The following is a 23142-nucleotide window of genomic DNA, read 5'->3' on the forward strand; positions in this document are numbered from 1 at the left end:
CCAGCCAAATAGAAACCTTGCAGTGCTGGCGGAAGGCCTAAAGTCCACATCAGCGATACAGCTCATTACTGCTATATAAAAGCGGAGAAATCAGCAGGTTCTTCATGCCGTGGATGCCTTTATTATGTATAGGAACTTTAATAAATGACGATATGGAAAACAGCAATTCCAGAAGAGATTTCATAAAGATAGCCGGTTTAGGATCCCTGGGTCTCACCCTGGGCACTTTAGGAGTGAGCGCGAAAAGCTACGGGAACATATTGGGCGCGAACGACAGGGTCAGGGTCGCGGCGATAGGTGTCAATGGCCGGGGGTTTGGCATGGCGAAGAATTTTGCAAAGCAGGCGGGGTGTGAGGTAAGCCATATATGCGATGTAGACGCCAACGCGATGGCTAAAACCATCACTGCAGTAGATGAGGTGCAGCGCAGGAAGCCCAAAGGAGTGAAAGACTTCCGCACCATCCTGGACAGCAAATCAGTAGACGCGGTCTACATGGCCACACCGGATCACTGGCATGCGCCTGGGGCTATTTTGGCGTGCCAGGCAGGAAAGCATGTGTACGTGGAGAAACCGTGCAGCCACAATCCGTATGAGGGGGAACTGCTGGTGGAAGCAGCCCGGAAGTATAACCGTGTCGTGCAGATGGGCAACCAGCGGCGGTCCTGGCCCAAGATCATAGAATGCGTGAAAGAGCTGAACGCAGGAATCATAGGCAGGGCGTATTTTGCCAAAGGCTGGTACACCAACAACCGTCCGCCGATCGGGATTGGCAAGCCTGTGCCGGTTCCTGCACACCTTGATTATGAGTTGTGGCAAGGCCCTGCCCCCCGGCAGCCTTACCAGGACAACATCATCCACTACAACTGGCACTGGTTCTGGAACTGGGGGACCGGCGAGGCGCTCAACAACGGAACACACGAGGTTGATGTGATGCGCTGGGGCTTGGGAGTCGAATACCCCACCCGTGTTACCTCTGCCGGGGGCGCTATGCTTACCAGGATGACTGGCAGACCCCCGACACGCAGGTCATCAGCTTTGACTTCCCGGGCAACATATCCATGGAGTGGGAAGGCCGCAGCTGTAACGGCTATCCGATAGAGGGCAGCGGGCGTGGCGCCATCTTCTACGGAGAAAAGGGGACCATTGTAACGACCGGAGACAACGCATACACCGTGTATGATAAAGCGAACAAAGTCGTGAAGGAGGTAAAGGACGAGGTGACAACCAACACCCTGGACCCTGCCGGGCCGGGGGATCGGCTCGATGCTTTCCATATAGTTAACTTCCTGGAATCTGTACGGAATGGCACAAGGCCCAGCGGCGATATAGAGATCGGCCATAAAAGCGTGCTGTTGTGTCAGTTGGGCAACATCGCCCAGCGCACCGGGAGAACCCTGCATTGCGACCAGCAGAACGGGCATATAATCGGGGACAAGGAAGCCATGGCCTTGTGGAGAAGGGAATACGAGCCGGGCTGGGAGCCAAAGATTGTATAGAGTTGAATTTCAGCGATCCAAGCTTTCACGGCTTTCCAGAAGCGTATATATCAGATAACATCAAAATGGCCTCCAAAACATGAAAAAGCCTTACTGTTTCATCAGCTCCCTCATCCTTTCACTTGTATGTGTTGCCAGCGCTTTTTGTCAGTCAGGCAAACCGCTTTTCCCGCAAACGCCCGGATTGGTCTCCTACACCCACCGCGAAAGCTTCGAGAAAGACGTGCCCGCGACTTTAGATACCATAAAAGCCTTGGGAATTACTGATATGGAGTTCTCCAACTTGTTCGGGAAATCGCCGGAATCTCTTCGCCAGTTACTCGACGAGCGCGGCATCGCATGCACCTCGTTTGGGGTGGGCTATGATGAGTTGGTTAACAACACAGAAGAAGTAGCCCGGAAGGCAAAGGTTTTGGGAGCCTCCTTCGTTCGGGTGGCCTGGATTCCGCACAAGGCTCCTTTTAAACTGGAGGATGCACAGAAAGCGGTGGCCGATTTTAACAGAGCAGGTAAAGTGTTGAAAGAAGAACATGGGCTCACCTTTTGCTACCACAACCACGGTTATGAGTTTGCTCCCTATGGAAACGGCACCTTGTTCGACTACCTGGTGCTCAACACAAACCCGGAATACGTGTCTTTTGAACTGGACATCCTATGGGCTTTTCATCCCGGTCAGGACCCGGCTCAATTGCTGAAAAAGTATGGGGAGCGCTTCAAGCTCATGCATTTGAAGGACCTCCGGAAAGGTGTGAAAGGCGACCTTACAGGATCAACATCCACCGAAAATGATGTGGCCCTTGGCACCGGCCAGATAAATATTCCGGCTGTATTGAAAGCTGCTAAAAAGGCAGGAGTTCAGCATTATTACATTGAAGATGAAAGCAAGCTTAAGAGTGTGCAGGTTCCACAGACGATGGCCTATTTAAAAAGTCTGAAAGAGTAAAGCGCCGGTCTTGTACAACTCTCTCAGAAAGAACCACGGCACCAAGCTGCCGGACATGCTGATTGCCGCTCCTGCTATATATACAGTTGTCTTCCGCCAGCGACGACCGGCGGGCAATCGGCCCCTAATCTTTGAAAAACTGCGAAGTTTTGATTGGTTGCAGGTCGTTCCCTGTTTATATTACCGGATTTCTTTTCCATAACGCCCATATATGCTCCGGAAACACTTTACGCTTTTCATTCTTTATATGGTCGCCTCGCTGGCAGCAACCGCGCAAACGGAACAGGACAAAGCCGCCGTACTGGCCCCTGTAAAGCAGCAATTGGCAGCCTATAACAACCGCGACATCGACGCGTTCGCGGCGGCCTACAGCGACACGGTGAAGGTATATGGGAAGCCGGGCGTGCTGAGTTACCAGGGCAGGGAAGAGCTCAGGAAACGATATGGCCAGATGTTCGCCAACACACCGGAGCTGCATTGCGAAGTGGTGAACCGGATTGTGGCGGGCAACGTGGTGATAGACCACGAGAAAGTGCGCCGCAGCAAGGACGGCCCCCGGTTCGATGCCATTGCGGTGTACAGGGTGCATAACAACGAGATTGTGGAGGTGACGTTTATATCTCCCGACAAGACAAAGTAGCGCGCCCGCATGAAAGATACCTACCACCGCGACAAAACCTTCGACAAATTAAATTACGCCGGCAAGATTTTGTCGGGGCAAGAGTTTGAGTCCTGCACTTTCATTAACTGCGACTTCTCAGAAAGCAACCTGTCCGGCAACGACTTTGTGGACTGCCGGTTCGAGGGCTGCAACCTGAGCATGGTGCGGGTGGACCAGACGGGACTGAAGAACGTGGCGTTCCACAACTGCAAACTCATGGGCGTCGACTTCAGCGCCTGCAACGACTTCCTGCTGGCCGTCAGCTTCCACCACTGCATCCTCGACTATATCTCCTTCTTCAGAAAGAAGATCCGGAAAACAACCTTCCACGGGTGCAGCATCAAAGAGGCCAACTTCACGCAAACGGACCTATCAGGCTCCAGCCTTACAGACTGTGAAATGAGCCAGACGGTTTTTCAGCAGACGATTTTAGAAAAGGCAGATTTCCGGTCGGCCAGCAACTTTTCCATTGATCCGGAAATGAATAAAATAAAAGGGGCAAAATTCTCTTCGTCCGGGCTGATAGGATTGTTGGATAAATACGATCTTGTGGTGGATTAGGAAAGCAAAACAAAGCCGCCCCAGCCAGCGTCCTATATATACCACTACCAAAAAAGCCGCCTGTGATAGTAGCCGCCGACCCGGACGATATTGACGACGTGTATGCGTTGTGGCAGGAGTTGCTGGAACTTCACCAGTCGCACCACCCCATCTTCCGGTGCAAGCCCGACAGTGAACAGGCGCTCCGCAACGAGCTACTCCTCCGGCTGAAAGACAAAGACACCAGGATATTTGGCTATGTGCAGCAGGACGAATGGCGGGGAATGGTGGTGGCTAGCATCAAAAAGGCGGCGCCCGGTTTCCGGCTTTCGCACAAGGGCTATATAGCCGAAACCATCATCAGAGAGAAATACCGGGGAAAGGGCATCGGCAATGAACTGGTGGAAGCGGCAAAAAACTGGCTCACGGACAAGGGCGCCGACCATATAGAATTGCAGGTGTCTGTCCGGAACCCGGACGCCATGCGTTTCTGGGAGAAGCAGGGCTTCGCGCCTACCACGCAGCACATGGTGCTGGTCGTATCTTCCGGCACTAAAAAAAGCTGATGCCCAACCGTTATTTCGGCACCACCTTGCCAGAGCCGCTGATATTGGTATGGACGGCGGGGTTGCCGAAGTAGTACACCTTTCCGCTGCCGGACAGATCAACCGTGAGGGAATTCGTCGCTGTCACCTCTGCTGCGCCAGAGCCGGACATGTTAATCGTCACGTCCTCGGCCGTGAGGTCAAACGCGCTCACATTGCCTGATCCGGATATGTTGATGCTTTGCACCTCAGCCGAGCCGCTCAGGCGCACCTCCCCCGATCCCGTTACGCGCGTCATGACTTTGGCGGCATCCAGTTCCAGGTCAATTTCCCCGGAGCCGTTCACCTCCACGGGCAGGTCTGTCACCGCAAACTTGTTCTCGCTATATATGCTGCCAGACCCGTTCAGGGACAGCCCCTCCACCGCAGGCATAGTGATGTACACCTCTACCGGCTTGCTCCGGCGCACGCATTCTTCGTGCGTAATCCTCCACCTGCCGTTGAACACGCGGGTATTCACCTGATCCAGGATATTCGGCTCCCCTTTTACCTCCACCTGCTGGGTTGGCCCCTGCGTTATATATACCTTAAAATCGCCGTTTGCCTCCACTTTGCTGAAAGGCTGCAGTTGCAGGGTCCGCTGCTCTACGTTTCCCTCGCCCTTGATGCACCTGGCATCCTCACAGGCGCTCAGGCACAGCAGGCTAAGCAGCAGAAAGGCCCACTTCACTGGGTTTGATAGCTTCCGGTTCAGGTGCATTTTCATGGTTTTTTACTTGGTTTGATGATTGGTATGCACATAAGATGTCAGAAACAGGCAAAGCGTTGCATGAAGGGTTGATAAACCGGTAAAAAAGTGTAGCCGGAGTGGCGGCTGTGGGGCTGGCAGGGGTAGCGCACGGCCACCTACTACAGTAGAATTGTTTTATATTTGGAGTGCCAATACCACACGCCTTGTATGCCAGACGCCTCAGCAGCAAAACATCAGCTTCCCTACATCCTTTTTCTGTGCATCGGCCTGCTGGCGCTGCTGCCCTTCTTTCTTTAACCAATCCGGGAATAAGATCCAGCGCTCTAGAAAGCAGGCAAGGCATTACTGGCAGAGCAGCGCCTTTTTCTGTAAAGTGAGAACTAAACTTATCTCACTGCCTCCAGTTTCCCGCTCTCCCTGTACTGCAGCCTGCCCACGTCCACCAGTTCCCGGAGGAGTGCGGTTACCGCCTCAGCGTGCTTTGGCTCAAACTGCTGCACCAGTTCTTTGGGGAGCCGGGGCTGCGCTTTCGCCAACGCCAACACCTTCTCGCGCAGCGTTTCCAGTTCCTGCCCTTCCCGCTCCTTTTTGCGCTCGGCCAGGCAGTAGTCACAGATGCGGCAGCGGGTGTCGGTTATCTCGCCGAAGTATTCCAGGAGCAACTGTGTGCGGCAGCGGTTGGCGGTGTTCGCATAGCGCCCCATCTCGCGGGCCTGCAGCAACGCCCGCTCCCGCAGGGTAACCAACCGTCTGGTGTCTAAACAAAGCGTGGCGGCGTCTTCGCGGGGTTTGGTGAACACCAGTTGGGGTGAGTCGTGCTGCGGCTCGTAGGCAATGACCGAAAGCTTTTGCAGGTATTCCAGCTTTCGGCGCACCTCCTGCTCCGCCTCATGCAGTTGCAGCGCCAGTTTGCGCTCCGACAGTTTCACGAAGTTGGTGAAGGCCTCCCCACCATATAGCCGCAGCACCATCCGGATGAGCCGGTCGTGGTCGGGGTTGGCCACCTGATACTCGTAAAGCGCTTCGCTGTGGAGCAGCAGCATGAGCCGCGAAGGCATATAGTACCCTTCATTCAGCTGCACATACCCCTCTGTCTCCAAACGCTTAATGGCGTGGTGTGCCTCCAGCGGCTGTAGCTTGTAGTTTTTGGCGAAGGTGGCCAGGTCAAAGTCGAAGCTGCTCAGGAGGCCGCTGCCCACGGCCAGCTGGTAGTAATTGGCCAGGCACTGGTATACCCTCCTGATATAATCAACCGACGGGTGCGCCTCCTCTACCTTGCGCTGCAGTTCCGCCACGTCGTTCGGCCCGTTCAGGATAACGGCATAGGCATACAGTTCATCCCGCCCGGCGCGGCCTGCCTCCTGGTAATACGCCTCCAGGCTTTCCGGCAAATCCAGGTGTACGACCAGCCGCACATCCGGCTTGTCGATGCCCATCCCGAAGGCGTTCGTAGCCACCATCACCCGCACCTTGTTTTCAATCCAGCTTTGCTGCGCCGCATTGCGTTCCTCAAACTTCAGGCCCGCGTGGTAAGCAGCCGCCGGTATATGGCGGCTTCGTAGGAGCTTTGCTATTTCCACGGTTTGGCGGCGGCTGCGGACGTATACAATGGCCTGGCCCGGTAGGCGCTGCAAAATCTCCAGCAGGCGGCCTGTCTTGTTTTCGGTATCGAGGACAGAATAGGATAGGTTGGCGCGGGCAAAGCTCTTCAGGAAAACGTTCGGCTTCGGAAAGGCGAGTTTCTCCTGTATGTCCTGCCTCACCTGTTCGGTGGCCGTGGCGGTGAGCGCAATCACCGGCACCTTGGGCAAAGCTTCCCGTAACTCCGCCAGTTGCAGGTAGGGCGGCCTGAAATCGTAGCCCCAAGCTGAGATACAGTGCGCCTCGTCCACGGCGATCAGACTTACCTTCATCCGCTTCACGCGCTCCTGAAACAACTCGGTTAGCAGGCGCTCCGGCGAGAGGTACAGAAATTTGATGTTGCCATATACACAGTTGTCCAGGGCAACGTCGATCTCCCGGCGGTTCATCCCCGAGTAAACGGCCACGGCCGCTATACCCCGCTTATTCAGTTGCGCCACCTGGTCCTTCATCAGGGCGATCAGCGGCGTGATAACGAGGCACAGGCCTTCCATAGCGAGGGCGGGCACCTGGAAGCAGATGGACTTGCCGCCGCCCGTTGGCAGCAGCGCCAGCGTGTCCTGCCCCGCCAGCACCGACCGGATGATATCCTCCTGCAGCGGCCGGAACTGCGCATAGCCCCAGTGGGATTTCAGTATATGGTGGATGTCTTGCAAAGGCCCGGGTTGTTTCCACAGCGAAGATAGGGCATAGGAAATGAGAGACAAGCATCAACGCGCAGGAGAAAGGCTCTTTTACAGCAGTAAGCTGATTTTTACTCCCTTAGAAAACACCGGCCATATAGGGCTGTGTTGTTTTGAAGCTATATAGATGAGCGTGTAATATCCTCCGCATATGAGTCAGGTTTATATGGCGTCTGAAGCCAGCGAGTTTGAATCCTGCTCTTTTGTGCTGGCGCGAGTTTGCAACCCGCGCCGCCACATAGCATATATTAGGTTTTCAGAGTCAAGCCATATATAGCTCTGAGGTTTTGGCCGGAGACCCTTCCATAACACAAACGAGCCAGAAGGCTCGCGCTATATATAGCCTATATAAACCTGCCGCCCGGTCGCCTGAAAATGAAAAAGCCCGCCCCAAACAGGGGCAGGCTTCCGTGACGTAAAATTCTGATAATTTATGCCGCAGCCGACTGGCCATCTTCGCGGTCCTCGATTACTTTCTTCAGTTTCTCGATGGCCTGCGCAGCGCGCTCCTCGTCGAAGCGGTTGATGTTCAGCAGCATTTTCGTCTTCTCCTGGCGCGTAATCGTCGGGTTGTTCAGCAGGCTGATGATCTCCTCCTTCTGCTTGGCCGACGCATAGCGCACGCTGGCAACCGGTTCCTGCTGCTGTTCCGCAGCCACGGCCGGCTCGTTAGTCGACGACTTCATGGTAGCCTTCTTCTCGGTCGGCACCGCTGGCTTGGCAGCCTGGTCGTTTCCGCTGTAGTCCATTTCCTCGGCTGGGGTTGGCTCGTAACCGGCCGCCCTGATGATCCAGGCCAGGATGTTCCGGTACGCCTTACCAATCGCGCGCGTCTGCGCCATAGAGGCAATCGCGAACTCCTGGTAATACTTTTTGCCCTGCTCCCGGTTAGAACATATAGCGAACCCGGCCCCCACTACCTGCTGGCTGCGCAGATCAAGCAGGTTCACCTTCGCCTGATATTTAATCTCCTCGTCGGTGCTGATGTTGACCACGTGCTCTACCACCGGCAGAATACCCAACCGCGAACCGGCATATTGCCAGCCTTCCACGTTCACATATTCTTTGCCTTGTATGTTCTGGTAGAGACGGTTCTCCTTGATGAACTTGGCCAGGTCTACAGCCAAGTGCAGCGTCTCGTCAGATTTGGCAATATCGTAGCTTTCGATCTTTGGTTTCTTCTGCACCTTTATCTCTTTAGTGTCTTGATTCATACTCATTTAGCTCTCATAGTGATGGTACATATAGCTAACAGCACAGGGTGGCAAATGGTGCAAAAAACAGTTAAAAATACCCATTTAATCTATCTGATTATCAGTTAGTTACAAGTAATTTTAAAATATTTTCCGTCATTTGCACTGCCTGCTCAAAAAAGCTAAAAGTTGAGCAAAGGGCTGAGGTGTATATACGTGATTATGAGCCGGAAGTATACACCACGGCTGCCTGAAAGAAGAAAAAGAAGGGACTATGGCTAACTCACCGGCAGTTCCTGCACAATCATGCCGTCCTTCATCACCAGCGTGCGGTCGGCCATGCCGGCCAGTTGCTCGTTGTGCGTCACGATCACGAAGGTCTGGTTGAACTCGGCGCGCAGCCGGAAGAAGATTTCATGCAGTTCCTGGGCGTTCTGCGAGTCGAGATTGCCGCTGGGCTCGTCGGCGAAAATGATGCGGGGCGAGTTGATCAGGGCGCGGGCCACGGCCGTGCGCTGTTGCTCCCCTCCCGACATTTCGGAGGGCTTGTGGTGCAGGCGGTGCGACAGCCCCAGCATCTGTAGCAGTTCGGCGGCGCGCTCGCGCACTTCTTTCTCGGCGCGGCCCGCCAGGAAGCCGGGCAGGCAGGCGTTCTCCAGGGCCGTGAACTCCGGCAGCAGGTTGTGGAACTGGAAGATGAAGCCGATGTGCCGGTTGCGGAAACGGGCCATCTCCGAGGCGTTCATCCTGGCGATGTTCTTGTCGTCGAAGCGCACCTCGCCGGAGTCTGCCGTGTCGAGGGTGCCGAGTATATGCAGCAGCGTACTTTTGCCCGCCCCGGACGCGCCAACGATAGACACCACCTCCCCAGCGTAAATAATCAGGTCGATGCCCTTGAGCACCTCCAGCGAACCGTACTTCTTATGGATGTTTGATACCTGCAGCACTTTTCAAAATAGATATAATGGCAACTCGTGGCGGCAATTACACAGCCAGTTTACAAATATAAGTATAGTTCACGGTTGTTCGTTATCCGGCTCCTAAGAAAGCCCCTGCCCCGGCATATATGGCTTAAAGCTGGCGCGTTATATATAAACTGGCGGCTACACCTGCTTTCCTTCCGCAGCAGGCGCAGCTTCAGCCTCCAGCACGTCCTTTATATACAGCTCATTCACCAGCACCATCAGCACGGCCAGGATGGGCGCCGCCAGCAGCAGCCCCAGCGCGCCCTGCAGAATGCCCAGCAACACCTGGAAGAACAGCAGCAAGGCAGGCGGCAGATCCACCGTTTTCTGGAAGATGATGGGGGTAATGACATAACTCTCCACCAGTTGGACGCCCCCGTAAACCAGCAGCACATACAGGGCCATCTGCGGCCCGACGGTGAGGCCCACCAGCACCGCGGGCACTCCGGCGATCCAGGGGCCAACGTTCGGGATGAAGGCCAGGAAAAAAGCGATCAGCGCCAGCGCAAACGCCAGGGGCAGGCCGATCAGGCTGTACCCGATGGCCGTGCTCACCCCGATGATGGCCATGGCGGAGAGCATGCCCACCAGCCACGATTTCAGGGTGCTGTAGCACTGACCGAGCACCTCCATGATGCGTGAGCGGCTTCGCACCGGAAAAAGTTTTGTGAGCCCCACCGTGTAAAGTTTCGGGCTGGATGCCAGGAACAAGGCGGTAATGATGACGATGGCGAAATCAGCCAGGAAACTTAGCGTGGTGGAGAAAGCCCCGGACAGGTTAGACAGCAGCGCGTCCTGCTTCGGCATCACCTTGCTGATATCGTCGGGTACTTTGTTTATCAGTTTCTGACCCCAGCCGTACTGGCTCAGCCAGTTCTCCACCTGGCTCAAAGCCTGCGGAATCGTCTGCTTCATTTCCTGTATCTGCCTGCTAACCGTGGGCGCGATAAGCCAGAACGCCGCCACGATCACCCCGAAGAAAAAGAGCACGGCCAGCAGCAGGGCCAGCCCGCGCTTCAGGTGCAGCTTGTCTGTAAGCCAGTCGGTCATGCCGCAGAACAGCACCGCCAGCAGGATGGCCGCAAACACCAGCAGGAAAAAGTAAGCGTGCCGCCCCAGCAGGTAAAAGCCCGCCAGCATCAACAGGACGATAAGAGCCGCCGTGGCAACGCGCCTGGAGTAAGTATATATATCTGCCATAGTCAGGTTTTATGTGCATGTACATAAATTTGCACTTCTTCCATTTACTCGTATCCACCCGCATGCGTTACAAATGCACCCATTCCACGGCCTGTGGCCAGTAGCGCAGGGGCAGGCGGGGCATATATTTTAGAAAAGCTTTGCTTGAATCTAAGGGAATAAAGGCTTAATTTCGTGGCATCCATTAAAACTGAGAGCATGAACATACACGAATATCAGGCTAAAGAGATTTTAAAAGGTTACGGCGTGCGCATCCAGGAAGGCATCGTGGCTGAAACGCCAGACCAGGCCGTGAAAGCTGCCATGAAGCTGACCGAGGAAACCGGCACCAGCTGGCACGTGATCAAGGCGCAGATACACGCGGGCGGCCGTGGCAAAGGCGGCGGCGTGAAACTGGCCAAAAACCTGGATCAGGTGAAGCAGATTGCGGACCAGATACTGGGCATGACGCTGGTAACGCACCAGACGGGGCCTGAGGGAAAGCTAGTGCAGAAAGTGCTGGTGGCGCAGGATGTGTACTACCCCGGCGAGTCGGAGCCGAAGGAATTTTACCTGAGCATTCTGCTGGACCGTGCCAAAGGCCAGAACGTGATCATGGCCTCTACCGAAGGCGGTATGGACATTGAAGAAGTGGCCGAGAAGACGCCGGAGAAAATCATCAAGGAGTGGATCGACCCTGCCGTGGGCCTTAGGCCGTTTCAGGCCAGCAAAATTGCTTTTGCTTTTGGGCTGCAGGGACAGGCGTTTAAGGAGATGGTGAAATTCATCACCAACCTGTACAAGGCCTATGTGGAGACGGACTCCTCTATGTTCGAGATCAACCCTGTGCTGAAGACTTCGGATAACAAAATACTGGCGGTAGACGCCAAAGTGGACCTGGACGACAATGCCCTGTTCCGCCACAAGGACCTGGCCGCCCTGCGCGACACGTCGGAGGAAGATCCGTTGGAGGTGGAGGCGAGCGCGTCGAACCTGAACTATGTGAAGCTGGACGGCAACGTGGGCTGCATGGTGAACGGCGCCGGACTGGCCATGGCCACGATGGACATCATCAAGCTTTCCGGCGGCGAGCCCGCTAACTTCCTGGACGTAGGGGGCGGGGCCAACGCGCAGACCGTGGAGGCTGGTTTCCGCATCATCCTCAAAGACCCGAACGTGAAAGCCATCCTGATCAACATCTTCGGGGGCATCGTGCGTTGCGACCGCGTGGCCAACGGCGTGGTAGAGGCTTACAAAAACATCGGCGACATCCGGGTTCCGATCATCGTGCGCCTGCAGGGCACCAACGCCGAAGAAGGCGCCCGCATCATCGATGAGTCCGGCCTGAAAGTATACTCGGCCGTCGCGCTGAAAGAGGCCGCTGAGAAAGTAAAGCAGGTGTTGGCGGAGGTTTAAACTCCCAGCACTTATATATAAACAGCGCGGGCGGCCATATAGGGGCCGCCCGCGCTGTTTATATATAGCTATATCCTCAGGCCGTAAAGTCGGGGCATTAGGGAATGGATGGGCAGGTTATTTCTGCTCTGTATAACCTCCTTGTTTTTCCACTTTTTGAAGCGCATGCTGCGCTGCCATTGCAGCCCCGGTATCACCCGAAAATATAGAAAATGGAGTAAACCACTGTGACTGAACAGCCTGCACCAGGAAAGCCGGAAGGGATATAAAATTTACTCCCTAATGTTTTCTTTTATGCGCATACTTCCTATTTTTGCAGCACTGCACCCGTAGTTCAACTGGATAGAATATCGGATTTCGGCTCCGAGGGTTAGGGGTTCGAATCCTCTCGGGTGCACAATTGATTGAAAACGCCTTGTAAATCGATTTTGCAAGGCGTTTTTTATTGTTTTAGGCGGGATTCTTAACAACGTCGGAGCAAAAACTTGTGAACTGTCCGTGACCTATTTTCAATTCTAAATATTAGGTCACGAATAGCTAGATAAACAACTGATCAACATCTTACTGCAAGCAAGATTCTTTAAGTAAAAGTGGTCTTCATTTAACAGGAAGAACCATGAAAAACACACAATCATTTTCGGTACTAGCCATCCTAAGGAAAGCCAAACTCAACAAATCAGGCGAAGCCCCTATTTACATCAGAGTCACGGTCAATGGGGAAATTGTTGAGCTCTCTTTAAAGCATAACCTAGCCCCTTCTCTATGGGATAGTGCCAAAGGTAGAGCAAAAGGCAGAACAGAAGTTGCCAAAAGTATCAATTCTGACATTGAGGCTTACTCTGTCAAAGCAAGAACAGTTTACAACAACCTTGTACTAGAAAGCAAAACAGTCACTTCCAACATAGTAAAAAGACACGTGTTAGGTGACAAGACTAACTCGCCTACCCTACTTTCTGTCTTTGATAAAATGGTATCGGACATTCGTGCGTTGATTGGCAAGGACTACACGGAGAGCACATACAAGAATTATTTGGCCTCACAACGCCAGCTCCACAAGTATGTTTCAACTCAATACAAGGTAAAAGATATTAGCTTAAACGATCTTGACTACAGGTTCATAGCGGATTATGAAATGTATCTCAAAACCTTGGGAGGTTGCACGCAGAACGGCTGTATCAAGCACATGCAGAAGCTACGAAAGGCCGTCACTATTGCCCTCCAGCATGACTATTTCAGCAAAGACCCGTTCCTGCGCTACTCCATCAAAAAGAAGAAAACAGAGGTGCAGCCTTTAACTAAACATGAACTTCAGGCACTAGAAGCTCGTAATTTTGAAGTTCAAAGGCTGAATATCATCAAAGATTTATTTCTTTTCTCTTGCTACACTGGCTTGGCCTTTGCGGATGTTTCCTCTCTCCGTAGTGAGAACATTGGCTTGGGCATTGACGGGAGCGAGTGGATATTCATCAACCGCAAGAAGACAGGGAATGTATGTAGAATCCCGTTACTTGCCCCAGCTAAGGCTATTTTGATAAAGTATCAGCATCACCCAAAAGTAGTGGAATCGGGCAACTTGCTTCCGCTCCCCTCAAACCAGAAATATAATGCCTACCTTAAAGAGGTGGCTGACCTTTGCAGTATCTCTAAAAACCTCACGACACACATCGGCAGGCACACGTTCGCCACAACCGTGGCACTTCAAAACGGCGTGTCTATGGAGGTTGTAAAAGAAATCTTAGGGCATAACAATATTACTACCACCCAAATTTATGCAAAGGTAAATGATGACTTAATTGCAACAGCGGTACAGCCACTGAAGGAAAAGCTCTTTAGTGCGGAAAGCTACAGGTTTACTAGAAATATAAACCTCACAACAACCCGTTAACCAACTTTAAATTTAAAATCATGGCACAAATTGACCCTTGGAGTATCGAGTACAGCACAGAGTGCTATGCCGCAGTAGAAGCGGAGATAGGCTTTCATTGTGGCCGCATAAAAGGCTGGAAGCTGTACAGCTTGGAAAACCCCGACCTGTACCGCACCCTTAACCAAAGCCCAAGCGAAATACTGGCAGCGTTTGAAACGCAAGAGGAGCTGGAGCAGTGGCGGGAAGACCTGTACAAAGAGCCAGAGCCTGAAAAGAAGCAGGATTACAACTTATTTAATCAGCCGCAAGACGATATTCAACTTAAAACCATTGGAAGCGGCCCAAACAAACTGGTTATTTCGCAAGTCCTGTAAACCAGCCGCCAATTTTAAATTTACAAGTCATTTACAGAAACGGCTTTACAAGGCTGTACAGGCATTTAAAAATTCGTAAATAGCATATTTTTTAGTTTATTTCCGTTTATCCAACTACTGTTGGGCGGCTAAACGGAATAACACCGTCTATGCATAGTTGCTTGCAAGCATAATTCAAATCAACTTAATCAAACTCGATTTAATAAAATGGATAATACTGTTTTAGTTGGTATAGTAACTGCTTCATGTACATTAATAGGTGTTGCTTTTACTGCTCTTGCAACAAGATATTCAGCAATTCAAAAGATAAAAGAGATTGAAATTACATACAGACAAAAATTGCAGGAGGGTTATCTATCAAATGCTCGTCAACAGATTGGAAATGTTTATGCTCCTTTAAATATAATATTGTCAAAGTTAATAGAAAATTATGTTGATTTTAGTAATAATATTGAGTTTGAAAACGCTATGATGGACAAGAGTTCTGAAGATAAATTTCGGCAATCATGTAATGAATATCTAACAAATATCAAAGGCCTTATCGATAGAGGTGCAGATGCATACCTCACTAACCAACTTGAAATTTACCTTAGAGCCTTTACTTCATTTATAAGGGAGTCATTACGAGCAGAAACACCTAAACTTAAAGTTGTTCCAAACTATATTTCCTTTTCACCATTTTTTTTACCCTTACCGAAAAACCAAGAAATGTTTTTTGAGGGCAAATGGGCTAAATTTTTCAATGAGTACGGGTTATCCTTTCTTGGCTACGGAATTTCTTTCGAAAAAGAATTGGTTGGCGCTCCCGTCAATTCACCTGAGTTCCAAAAGAAAATTACAAACGATGTATATAACTTAAAGTCCCTCATTAAAGAGGTAACTCTTGGAGCACGGGATATGCTATGAAAATGCCAGCAGGCAACGTGCGGTTTGTAAAAGTGTGGCTGAAGAGTTAATTTTAAACAGTAAAATAAGTAGCGACTAACGTGCTAAAGTGAGACGGCTGGAACTTGAATACCCCACCTTCACAAAGCGGCTCAACGTTATAAGCTTTATACTGCGCAATAACGCCATCGCTAAGTGTGCATCAACTGCTCTCACAAAGTGTCTGTAAAGCGCCTAAAGCCGTTCCAAAACAAGTCCTGTCAATGCCGCTTTGACCTACCCTTAGAACACTTGGCAAGCGGATTTAAAACGGCGCATTTTAAGCCCCTACAGCGAACACAGACACTTTAAGAAATTGTTGCGCTACCTGCCTCTGAACTTGTCGGTAAAGGACTGGAAACACTTCAAACAAGGCTAATTTCAACTGCAGATGAATCAAAGCTGAATACAGTTGAAAGCAAAATTTTAGGTAGCAAAACAACCAGCAAATCCTATTCTCATGCAATCAAAAGTAACAACACCAGAAGAATACATTAGCGAATTATCAGACGATAGGAAGCAAGTCATAATCCAGTTGCGGGACGCAATTCTTAACAACCTACCAGAGGGCTTTGAGGAAGTAATGAGCTATGGCATGATAAGCTATGTAGTGCCCCATTCCCTCTATCCTACTGGCTACCACTGTGAGCCCAAGAAGCCATTGCCTTTTTTGAGCATTGCTTCCCAGAAGAACTATGTTGCGGTGTATCACATTGCCCTTTATTCTGACCAGCAAGTGCTGAACTGGTTCAAAGAGGAGTACGGAAAGAAACAGAAGGGAAAGCTGGATATGGGCAAGAGCTGTATTCGTTTTAAGAAACTGGAGCAAATACCCTATAGTCTGTTAGGAGAGTTGGCCGCTAAAATCACCCCTCAAGAGTGGATAGCAACCTATGAAAAGCAAATAAAGCGTTAATCCCTTTGCGTCAATTAGTATCCATGCTAACTACAACCTCTCCAGTTGAAAAAGTTTGACCAACTCACACCCCGCCAACAGTTCCTGCGCCAGAACATCTTGCGCGGTGTCATTTACGGCGGCTTCGTGCTGGTGCTTTACTGGAGCGTTACCAGAATCATAGAAATTCAGCGGGAAAAGGACGCAGAGATGCAGCCAAAGATTGAAACCATAGACTTTTAGACAGTCTTTACAAACGCTGCCATTATAGGGTCTACTATTAACCGTTCTTAAAAGCTTCTGTCAATGGCTATAAATACCTCAAAACTAAAACATTACTAACGCCTTGACCTACCATCTGCTATGATGCCTATATAGACTGGGTGAAATTTGCTATATATATCCATCTAAATATAATATATTCGCTTGTACTGTAATGCCAATACAAACACCAGCTGGTCGTTGCACGGCATTACACTCTCATAAAATTGTTACAAACACTTTAATTAGTATAGTTAAGTTACGATGGCGAAATATTTAAGAACATCAAGCATTTCTGCAGAATTAGAAAACCTGATAAGAGATGCTAAAAAAAAGCTTTACATAATTAGCCCTTACTTAAAGCTTTCAGACCACATCAAGGAGTTGTTAAATGATAAGGAGAGGGAGAAAGTAGAAGTAAGAATTATTTTTGGGAAACAAGAGCTTGCTCCTGCTGAAATGAGTTATCTGGAAGAATTAAAATACGTTCGTTTATATTTCTCGAAAAACCTTCATGCGAAATGCTATTTAAATGAAAGCAAAATGATTATTGCCTCCATGAACTTGTATGAGTTTTCTCAACAAAATAACAGGGAAATGGGAATTTTAATAGATACTGCAATAGAGGAAGACAAATCGGTTTATGAAGATGCTGAAAAGGATATAGATTCGATAATTCACAACAGTGAAGATTTCTCATATGTGAAGGCACCTCAGAAAGGAACGCAAAAGGAAATTGCAAAGACCGAGGTTCCTTTGATTGATAGAAAGCAAGACTATTCTAAATCAAAGTACTGTACTACTAAGGAATTATCTCAAATAACAGGGATAAGCAGTCAAAAGATAAATAAGTGGTTAGTAGATAATAAATTAATGTACAAAAAAGAAGAAGATTGGTTTACTACTAAAAGAGGTGCAGAGATAGGTGGAATTTCAAAAGATGGTCAGTATGGAAAGTTTATCATTTGGCCTGATACTATTGCTGTTGAAATAAAAGTTTGAAAATACTGATTCGACTAGCACTCTTGGCTTTAGTTGAACAAGTGTCAATTCCGACAGAGCATTTGTATGAACACGGCAACGTCTACATCAACGACACTCAGTATTTCGCTAACGTACCACAAACAGCTTGGGAGTTCTACATAGGGGGCTACCAACCAGCTCAAAAATGGCTCAAAGACCGCAAAGGCCGCGAGTTAAGCTTTGATGACATACTGCACTACCAGAAAATTATTGTGGCCTTGGCGGAGACGGATAGACTGATGAATGAGATAGACAAGGTGGAGATTTGAAAAAGTATTGAAACTGACGCATCTAATTAAAAAGGCAACTTTAAATTTAAAATTTAGTCTCCATAGCTTAATTTAATGCCAACACAACTGAAGTTAAGTAACTTGAAAGCTTACATGCTTTTAGTGCCTGGGATTCTGGGTTTCCTAATCACAGAATTTTCACTGCTTGGAACAGGCAACTACAGACAGGGCTTTTCCGCCGCAAATATGCTTTGGGTTTTAAATTTGCTTGTGCTCCTAAGCACCCAAGCTTATTTTACCGCAGCCTTTGACAAAGCAACCGCAAGAAAAGATACGTTTACTACCCTAAACGCAATGGTGCCAGTTGCCTTCTTTGCGTTTTACTTTCTGTTTGTGATATATAGTGCGCTACAAGCGCCTGAAACCCCTGCTGGTAGTTCAGAGGCAATCGGGCCATTGAGGGAGGTGAAATTCAGCATGGCAGGCACCTTCATTATGGTGATGCTTGTCTATTCGGGCGTAAGTTTTCTGTTTGTGAACAATTATCTTGTGAAAAGACGCATCCAAAAATTTGAAGACCTGACCCGACGCAAGGAGCTATATATAGCTTTCCTGCTTCCGATGAAGAGGCTCGTGAGGGCTGCCGTAGTAGTAGTGGGAGGTGTTACCCTTTTTGCCATTATTTACGACATATTAAAGCTAACCCTTTAAATTCTCACAGCGAGTTCAGTACTTCAGGCACATTGTTCAGCGGAGAGTTTACCAGCGGAGAGACAGCATAGGCTTTCATCTTGTCTGCCGCAAAAGGCTGCAGGAGCGAAAGCAGCCCGTCCTATGGCTCGTTCTCGTCCTTTCATAGTTTTTCTGCTCTTGGCGATAAAATAACGAGCACGGTCATATAGTAGCTGTAGACATACGAAATAATGTATATTTGCTATTTACATGTAAATGGGTTATAAAATCAGACCTACAATAGGTTTGTTTAAACAAATGGAGATACTAGGATTAGTTTTAGGTGCAATTGGTTTAATACTTACAATAGGTTTTGGTATTTATTCCATTTGGACATACGAAAAGTCTAAAAGAACCGTAAGCTTAGAGTTTCAAAACAAAGAGTGTTATAGCCTCTTTAGAGATGACGTAAACCGCTTAAATATTGAAATGAGCTATAACAAGCAGCCCATTTCGAGCACATTAATTCTGCTAAAGGCACGAATCATAAACAATGGAAAAATTGATATTGATAAAAATAGGGTTTATAACCCGTTGAGAATAATCTCCACAAATGATTTCAAGTGGTTGGAGTTCTCAATCACCTCTCATCCTGATGGAGCCTCAACAAAAGCTCTCTTAAACAATGCTCAAGAAGTTCAGGTGGAGTGGGATTTATTAAAAAAAGAAGAATTTATTGAGGTTGAGGCTCTTGTAGAAATTTTAAATGGAGTAAACTTAGGTAGTGAAGAAGCTATTGAGTTCTTTAATGGAATCACTTTTGACTTTAGGATTACAGACCTTAGTTCTGTGCAAAAGGAGAATCAGCTACCAGAAAGCGATAAACGTAGGAATAACAAAAGACAACTTTTTAAAACCGTTGGAGTCATGTCAACCATCCTTGGTGTTATATTCCTGACTACTCATTTTGTCCCAGCATTAAACTTCTTGCCTAATGAGCGCGATGTAAACTTTGTGTTAACTGATGGTTCAAAGAGTGAAATTGGTTCTATTGCTTCATTTTACCCTTCAAAAGTAGCTTTAACACTTGAGGGAACAGATGACGAAATAAAATTATCAGTAGCGGAGTTCAACAAAAAATATAAGGTTCAGCGAATAGATAATACTATAGAACCTTCCATATATAAAACATTTAATCTTTTAATTGGAGGTGTGTATACTTTTGTAGGTTTGCTATTATTTTCAATGAATACATCAGCAATAAGAAAAAGATTTTTTGGATTATAAGGTGTGTTTTAGTTCCTAAAAAACGGCTCAAGTAGCTTTAAATCAAGCAGCTTTTGCTCCTACTGTAAATGTTAAGAAATTAGTTGTTTTTACAGCGAGTTTAGTACTTCAGGCACATTGTTCAGCGGAGAGTTTACCAGCGGAGAGACAGGAAAAGCTTTCATGTCTTCAGCTTTGTATGGCACCAGCAAGGAGAGCAGGTCATCCTGTGGCTCGTTCTCGTCCAGCCACAGCTCTTCCGCCTCTGGAGAAAGAATGACAGGCATACGGTCATGTATGGGCTTTACAACGTCGTTAGCTTCTGTAGTAATGATGCTAAAGGTATGCAGCACTTCCCCTGTTTCCTTGTCAGCCCATTCATCCCAAAGCCCTGCGAAAGTAAACAGGTCTTCATTTTTTAGCATGATGCGGTAAGGCACCTTTCCATGCTCCGTCCTCTGCCATTCAAAGAACCCGTCTGCAGGTACGAGGCAACGTTTAGACTTCAATAGGCTGCGAAACATGGGCTTATCTGTCAATGTCTCCGCCCGTGCGTTAATAGAACGCTTAACCGCCTTGGCATCCTTAGCCCAAAAAGGCTGTAAGCCCCAAGAGAAGAACTGGAGCGCGTTAGGCTGCTGGTTTGTCACGACAGGAAGCGCTTGGCTTGGTGCAGCGTTGTAATGCGCTTCCTGCAAGTGCTTCTCTATAAGCTTCGCTGCTTTAGAGTGGCCTTTGCTAACTTTGGGCTGTACTGTGTAGCGTCCGCACATAGGCATTTATTAGAAATAGGAGACTAAGATTCAAAGCTAATCACTCTAATATATTCAGAATTATATTTATAATTTTCGTATAAAAGCTCACCCGGTCAACGATTTTTTAAATGTTTTTCCAATTCATCAAAGTTTGCAAATAGCGAATAGAAGCGCGCTACGACAAAAAAGAACATTTGTTTCAAAAAAGTGCAAGAATATTTTACCTTCTCAAATCCTCAACTTGCTTCTGATAACACCCCCTAATTTATTAAATTATTTAATAAATCCCCGACGCACGCTAAGCACACAACTACCTTATATTATGACACTTATAAATTGCGCAAGGTTGTTTCTTCTCCAATTGCACAGGTACTAACCCATGCTCGAATTATATTATTTAGATTAATTCCAGCAACACCTGTCTATTTTTCAATCCAATTTTAAATTATTTAAAGACATCTTAAATTATTTTATTTATAAATGTCGTTAAATAAATTTTACAAGAATATAACAATACTAATATATGGTAAATTAAAGAAAACCTAAATTGGGTTATTACCTGTATAATTCACCATACAGCAACATTTTAAAACTTACCCAAAGCTTATCGGCCGCTACAAAGACGTGTAAAATAATATAACAAAACAAATAATAATTAAATGTAAAAAAGTTTTTAAACGAACTTTAATGGAATTATCATGACTAAAAAAAACGAAATTATCAATGCAATCCGAGAGTTCCTAATCAAGGAAGGTTTATACATGTACCTAACACAGAGAGCAGACACGGTTATCTATCCAGCTCATGCCGATATTGACTTAGCCATATACGAAGAGCCTGATGCATACAACAGAGACGCACTTAAGCTCCTGTTAGACTCGCTTCTAAAAGCAATGGCTAACTATCCTGAGCATTTCACTAAGGATGGTTACGCCCCTTTACACGTCATAGCTGCGACCGCCTTTATCCCAAACCACAGGCAACTCCTTGACTATTTGGTCATGCGGGGAGTACTCGAGAGAGTAGAAGTGGCTGTTGGAGAAGGCGGATTAGAATATGCTTACAGGTTCTCCCCTGCTTATGAAACTTCAAGGCTAAAGGAAGAACGACTGGAATCCGCTGCCGTGATTGAGGCAGCCGTTAGTGTTTGCCTCGGCAACTTATCAGGGCTGCTTCATCGTCCCGAACTTTCCAAGTTTTATTTAGACGGGGGACTGGAAATAGATGAATCCAAGGCAATCCAAGCATTTCAGGACTATTATGTATCTCCTATATATCCAGACGACCCTACACCATACAGGCTCAATGTAAGCAATAACGTAGGCCAGCTCCTCATCTATGAACTCAAAAGCAAGCAATGGCGCTTTGAGTTTAACCGTGAAACGGGGTTCCTGCGCACGACCCTAAGCCACCTATCACAGTTCCCGATGCTCAAACCCTCTATCACCTATGGGGGGCACAGACTTGTTGAGATAGAAGTGTTGGACAGCAAAATCATCATGCTCATAGCCTTGTTAGACTACAGCTTCTGGGGGTTTGAGTCTGGATTCGCTCAGTTTCTACACTTCGTCTCTGGTTCAACCACTAAGACCCTCGCACAGGCAACTGAACACCTTTCTCCAGAAGATGAGTTAACAATGTCATACAACGAATACATTGAACGCGGAGGCATAGCGGAAGACCCTGTACACGCCAAGCCAACCAAGAGCCAGAATCTGTTCTTAGGAGAAATGGAAGGAGGCGACATTTACCTGAACACTCTCTACGCCACCTCTATTACACCTTTACAGGCTGAGACTCTAATTTCTTTGTTCAGGCTGGGGAGAAGCAGGGTGCAGAACAAAGACTTCTACAGATTAAGGAAACTTGTATCAGCCCCAGACACGGTAAATGATATATTGAAGTTGCTTCCATTAGAGGATGCGGAAGCATTGCTTGATACAGATGAATTTCACTTTTTTTTCGACAAAGTCCTTTTTGACAAAAACTATGCCCATGGAGACAGATTCATGAAGCTGCGCGCTGCCTTCAAAAACAGGTTCCCTGCAATATTTGTATTCACTGAGTGGCTAAACAAAAAAGATACGAACTTGCTTTCGAATCTTTTAAACAGAATGGAAGCTCATTTCTTGGTGGAGAGGGTTTGCAAGGTGTTAATGGTGAAAGATGAAACCGTACCATTTTTCCCGATTATGAGCAGGACTGGTAAGTACTCACTTTTAACTGTAAAAGGAGCCGAAGACATAGTAATGGAATTGGTTCGTAAAGAGATACGGAAAATTTCTACTGTTGATGATTTTCTTCGATGCGCAGAACCTTGGGAAGAAGGTCATCAGTTGACTTAGGCGACATCTTACCGCAGCATCAACCCGCATTTACAGCTAAGCAATGCCTGATGGACACAATGTTTAAACGGGCATTGCTTTAGTTTGCCAATGGGTAAAGCCATTTTCACAAATGCCTATTGACTTCTCTTCAGCTTAGCACTCATAGCAAAAGCAGCAAAGCGCCTTCAGACGGGCAAGATATCGGTGAACACAGGTGATATGAAAGGCTGCAGAGCAAACAACGCCAAATAAGCCGTTTTAAGACACTTTCATGCCAAACCCTCACAATCACCTTGCCGCAAATAGATAATGCGCCACAAGGTCTAAGAATAGCCTTAAACGGGATTTCATCCAAAAGGTTGCACCTCAACTGGCGGCACAGGGGCTTCGCGGCTATTAATTCTTAAATGTAAGACATTTTCATTAGCGGGTAAAGGCAGAGAGAGGAAGTTTAAACGCCATTTTCCTTTATAGCGAAAGAGAGAGTTATAAGGTAAATTTAAAATTTAAATTCTAAGTGAGCCTGAGCGATA

General features: G+C 48.1%; 21 protein-coding genes, 1 tRNA gene and 1 pseudogene. 17 read left to right on the forward strand and 6 right to left on the reverse strand.

Annotated elements, in window-relative coordinates; all coding sequences use genetic code 11:
• Positions 1 to 152: 152 nt before the first annotated feature.
• From GSQ62_RS05315 to GSQ62_RS05335, 5 genes and pseudogenes are all read left to right on the forward strand, one after another.
• Positions 153 to 1498 (forward strand): annotated as a pseudogene (locus GSQ62_RS05315) (Gfo/Idh/MocA family protein).
• Between the two features lie 79 nt (positions 1499 to 1577).
• Entirely contained in the window at positions 1578 to 2441 is an 864-nt protein-coding gene (locus tag GSQ62_RS05320) for a sugar phosphate isomerase/epimerase family protein (protein ID WP_161888546.1), read from the forward strand.
• Between the two features lie 211 nt (positions 2442 to 2652).
• Complete coding sequence (locus GSQ62_RS05325; RefSeq protein ID WP_161888547.1) at positions 2653 to 3081, forward strand: nuclear transport factor 2 family protein; 429 nt, start codon at positions 2653 to 2655, stop codon at positions 3079 to 3081.
• Between the two features lie 9 nt (positions 3082 to 3090).
• A complete protein-coding gene (locus GSQ62_RS05330) occupies positions 3091 to 3663 on the forward strand; it encodes a pentapeptide repeat-containing protein (protein ID WP_161888548.1) in 573 nt (190 codons plus the stop codon).
• 62 nt (positions 3664 to 3725) lie between these two features.
• Positions 3726 to 4208 (forward strand): GNAT family N-acetyltransferase, encoded by a 483-nt coding sequence (locus GSQ62_RS05335; RefSeq protein WP_161888549.1) that lies wholly within the window; start codon positions 3726 to 3728, stop codon positions 4206 to 4208.
• Positions 4209 to 4218: 10 nt separating this feature from the next.
• On the opposite strand, the gene GSQ62_RS05340 is transcribed toward GSQ62_RS05335, so the two are convergent.
• From GSQ62_RS05340 to GSQ62_RS05360, 5 genes are all read right to left on the reverse strand, one after another.
• Complete coding sequence (locus tag GSQ62_RS05340) at positions 4219 to 4953, reverse strand: head GIN domain-containing protein (protein ID WP_161888550.1); 735 nt, start codon at positions 4951 to 4953, stop codon at positions 4219 to 4221.
• A 371-nt stretch (positions 4954 to 5324) separates the two neighbouring features.
• Positions 5325 to 7235, reverse strand: a complete 1911-nt coding sequence (locus GSQ62_RS05345) for a RecQ family ATP-dependent DNA helicase (RefSeq protein ID WP_161888551.1) — start codon at positions 7233 to 7235, stop codon at positions 5325 to 5327.
• Positions 7236 to 7693: 458 nt separating this feature from the next.
• Positions 7694 to 8476: a hypothetical protein gene (locus tag GSQ62_RS05350; RefSeq protein ID WP_161888552.1), complete on the reverse strand. Its 783-nt coding sequence runs from the start codon at positions 8474 to 8476 to the stop codon at positions 7694 to 7696.
• Positions 8477 to 8733: 257 nt separating this feature from the next.
• Positions 8734 to 9402: an ABC transporter ATP-binding protein gene (locus tag GSQ62_RS05355; RefSeq protein WP_161888553.1), complete on the reverse strand. Its 669-nt coding sequence runs from the start codon at positions 9400 to 9402 to the stop codon at positions 8734 to 8736.
• 156 nt (positions 9403 to 9558) lie between these two features.
• Positions 9559 to 10620: an AI-2E family transporter gene (locus tag GSQ62_RS05360; RefSeq protein WP_161888554.1), complete on the reverse strand. Its 1062-nt coding sequence runs from the start codon at positions 10618 to 10620 to the stop codon at positions 9559 to 9561.
• 198 nt (positions 10621 to 10818) lie between these two features.
• On the opposite strand from GSQ62_RS05360, the gene sucC reads away from it, so the two are divergent.
• The 11 genes from sucC (at position 10819) to GSQ62_RS05415 (ending at position 19548) form a co-directional block, all read left to right on the forward strand.
• Entirely contained in the window at positions 10819 to 12015 is a 1197-nt protein-coding gene (sucC, locus tag GSQ62_RS05365; protein WP_161888555.1) for an ADP-forming succinate--CoA ligase subunit beta, read from the forward strand.
• 323 nt (positions 12016 to 12338) lie between these two features.
• Positions 12339 to 12412 (forward strand) — tRNA-Arg (locus tag GSQ62_RS05370).
• A gap of 219 nt (positions 12413 to 12631) precedes the next feature.
• Positions 12632 to 13900 (forward strand): site-specific integrase, encoded by a 1269-nt coding sequence (locus tag GSQ62_RS05375; RefSeq protein WP_161888556.1) that lies wholly within the window; start codon positions 12632 to 12634, stop codon positions 13898 to 13900.
• 20 nt (positions 13901 to 13920) lie between these two features.
• Positions 13921 to 14256, forward strand: a complete 336-nt coding sequence (locus GSQ62_RS05380; protein WP_161888557.1) for a hypothetical protein — start codon at positions 13921 to 13923, stop codon at positions 14254 to 14256.
• Between the two features lie 207 nt (positions 14257 to 14463).
• Positions 14464 to 15162 carry a hypothetical protein gene (locus GSQ62_RS05385; RefSeq protein WP_161888558.1) on the forward strand — a complete coding sequence of 233 codons (699 nt, stop codon included), beginning with the start codon at positions 14464 to 14466 and terminating at the stop codon, positions 15160 to 15162.
• A gap of 478 nt (positions 15163 to 15640) precedes the next feature.
• Positions 15641 to 16096, forward strand: coding sequence for a DUF1801 domain-containing protein (locus GSQ62_RS05390; protein WP_161888559.1), 456 nt, complete (start codon positions 15641 to 15643; stop codon positions 16094 to 16096).
• Positions 16097 to 16141: 45 nt separating this feature from the next.
• Positions 16142 to 16318: a hypothetical protein gene (locus tag GSQ62_RS05395; protein ID WP_161888560.1), complete on the forward strand. Its 177-nt coding sequence runs from the start codon at positions 16142 to 16144 to the stop codon at positions 16316 to 16318.
• Between the two features lie 282 nt (positions 16319 to 16600).
• Positions 16601 to 17338, forward strand: a complete 738-nt coding sequence (locus tag GSQ62_RS05400) for a phospholipase D family protein (protein WP_161888561.1) — start codon at positions 16601 to 16603, stop codon at positions 17336 to 17338.
• The gene (locus GSQ62_RS05405) at positions 17335 to 17628 is read left to right on the forward strand and encodes a type ISP restriction/modification enzyme (protein ID WP_237587008.1); all 294 of its coding nucleotides are present in this window, start codon (positions 17335 to 17337) and stop codon (positions 17626 to 17628) included. The genes GSQ62_RS05400 and GSQ62_RS05405 overlap by 4 nt, the downstream gene beginning before the upstream one ends.
• A gap of 75 nt (positions 17629 to 17703) precedes the next feature.
• On the forward strand, positions 17704 to 18300 hold the full coding sequence (locus tag GSQ62_RS05410; RefSeq protein WP_161888562.1) for a hypothetical protein: 597 nt from the start codon (positions 17704 to 17706) through the stop codon (positions 18298 to 18300).
• 279 nt (positions 18301 to 18579) lie between these two features.
• Positions 18580 to 19548 carry a hypothetical protein gene (locus GSQ62_RS05415; protein WP_161888563.1) on the forward strand — a complete coding sequence of 323 codons (969 nt, stop codon included), beginning with the start codon at positions 18580 to 18582 and terminating at the stop codon, positions 19546 to 19548.
• 89 nt (positions 19549 to 19637) lie between these two features.
• Here GSQ62_RS05415 and GSQ62_RS05420 read toward each other — a convergent pair whose 3' ends face one another.
• Positions 19638 to 20300 (reverse strand): SOS response-associated peptidase, encoded by a 663-nt coding sequence (locus tag GSQ62_RS05420; RefSeq protein WP_161888564.1) that lies wholly within the window; start codon positions 20298 to 20300, stop codon positions 19638 to 19640.
• A 680-nt stretch (positions 20301 to 20980) separates the two neighbouring features.
• Here GSQ62_RS05420 and GSQ62_RS05425 point away from each other — a divergent pair.
• On the forward strand, positions 20981 to 22627 hold the full coding sequence (locus tag GSQ62_RS05425; protein WP_161888565.1) for a hypothetical protein: 1647 nt from the start codon (positions 20981 to 20983) through the stop codon (positions 22625 to 22627).
• Positions 22628 to 23142 lie beyond the last annotated feature (515 nt).

Origin of the sequence: Pontibacter russatus, assembly GCF_009931655.1 — a bacterium.
Lineage (GTDB): Bacteria > Bacteroidota > Bacteroidia > Cytophagales > Hymenobacteraceae > Pontibacter > Pontibacter russatus.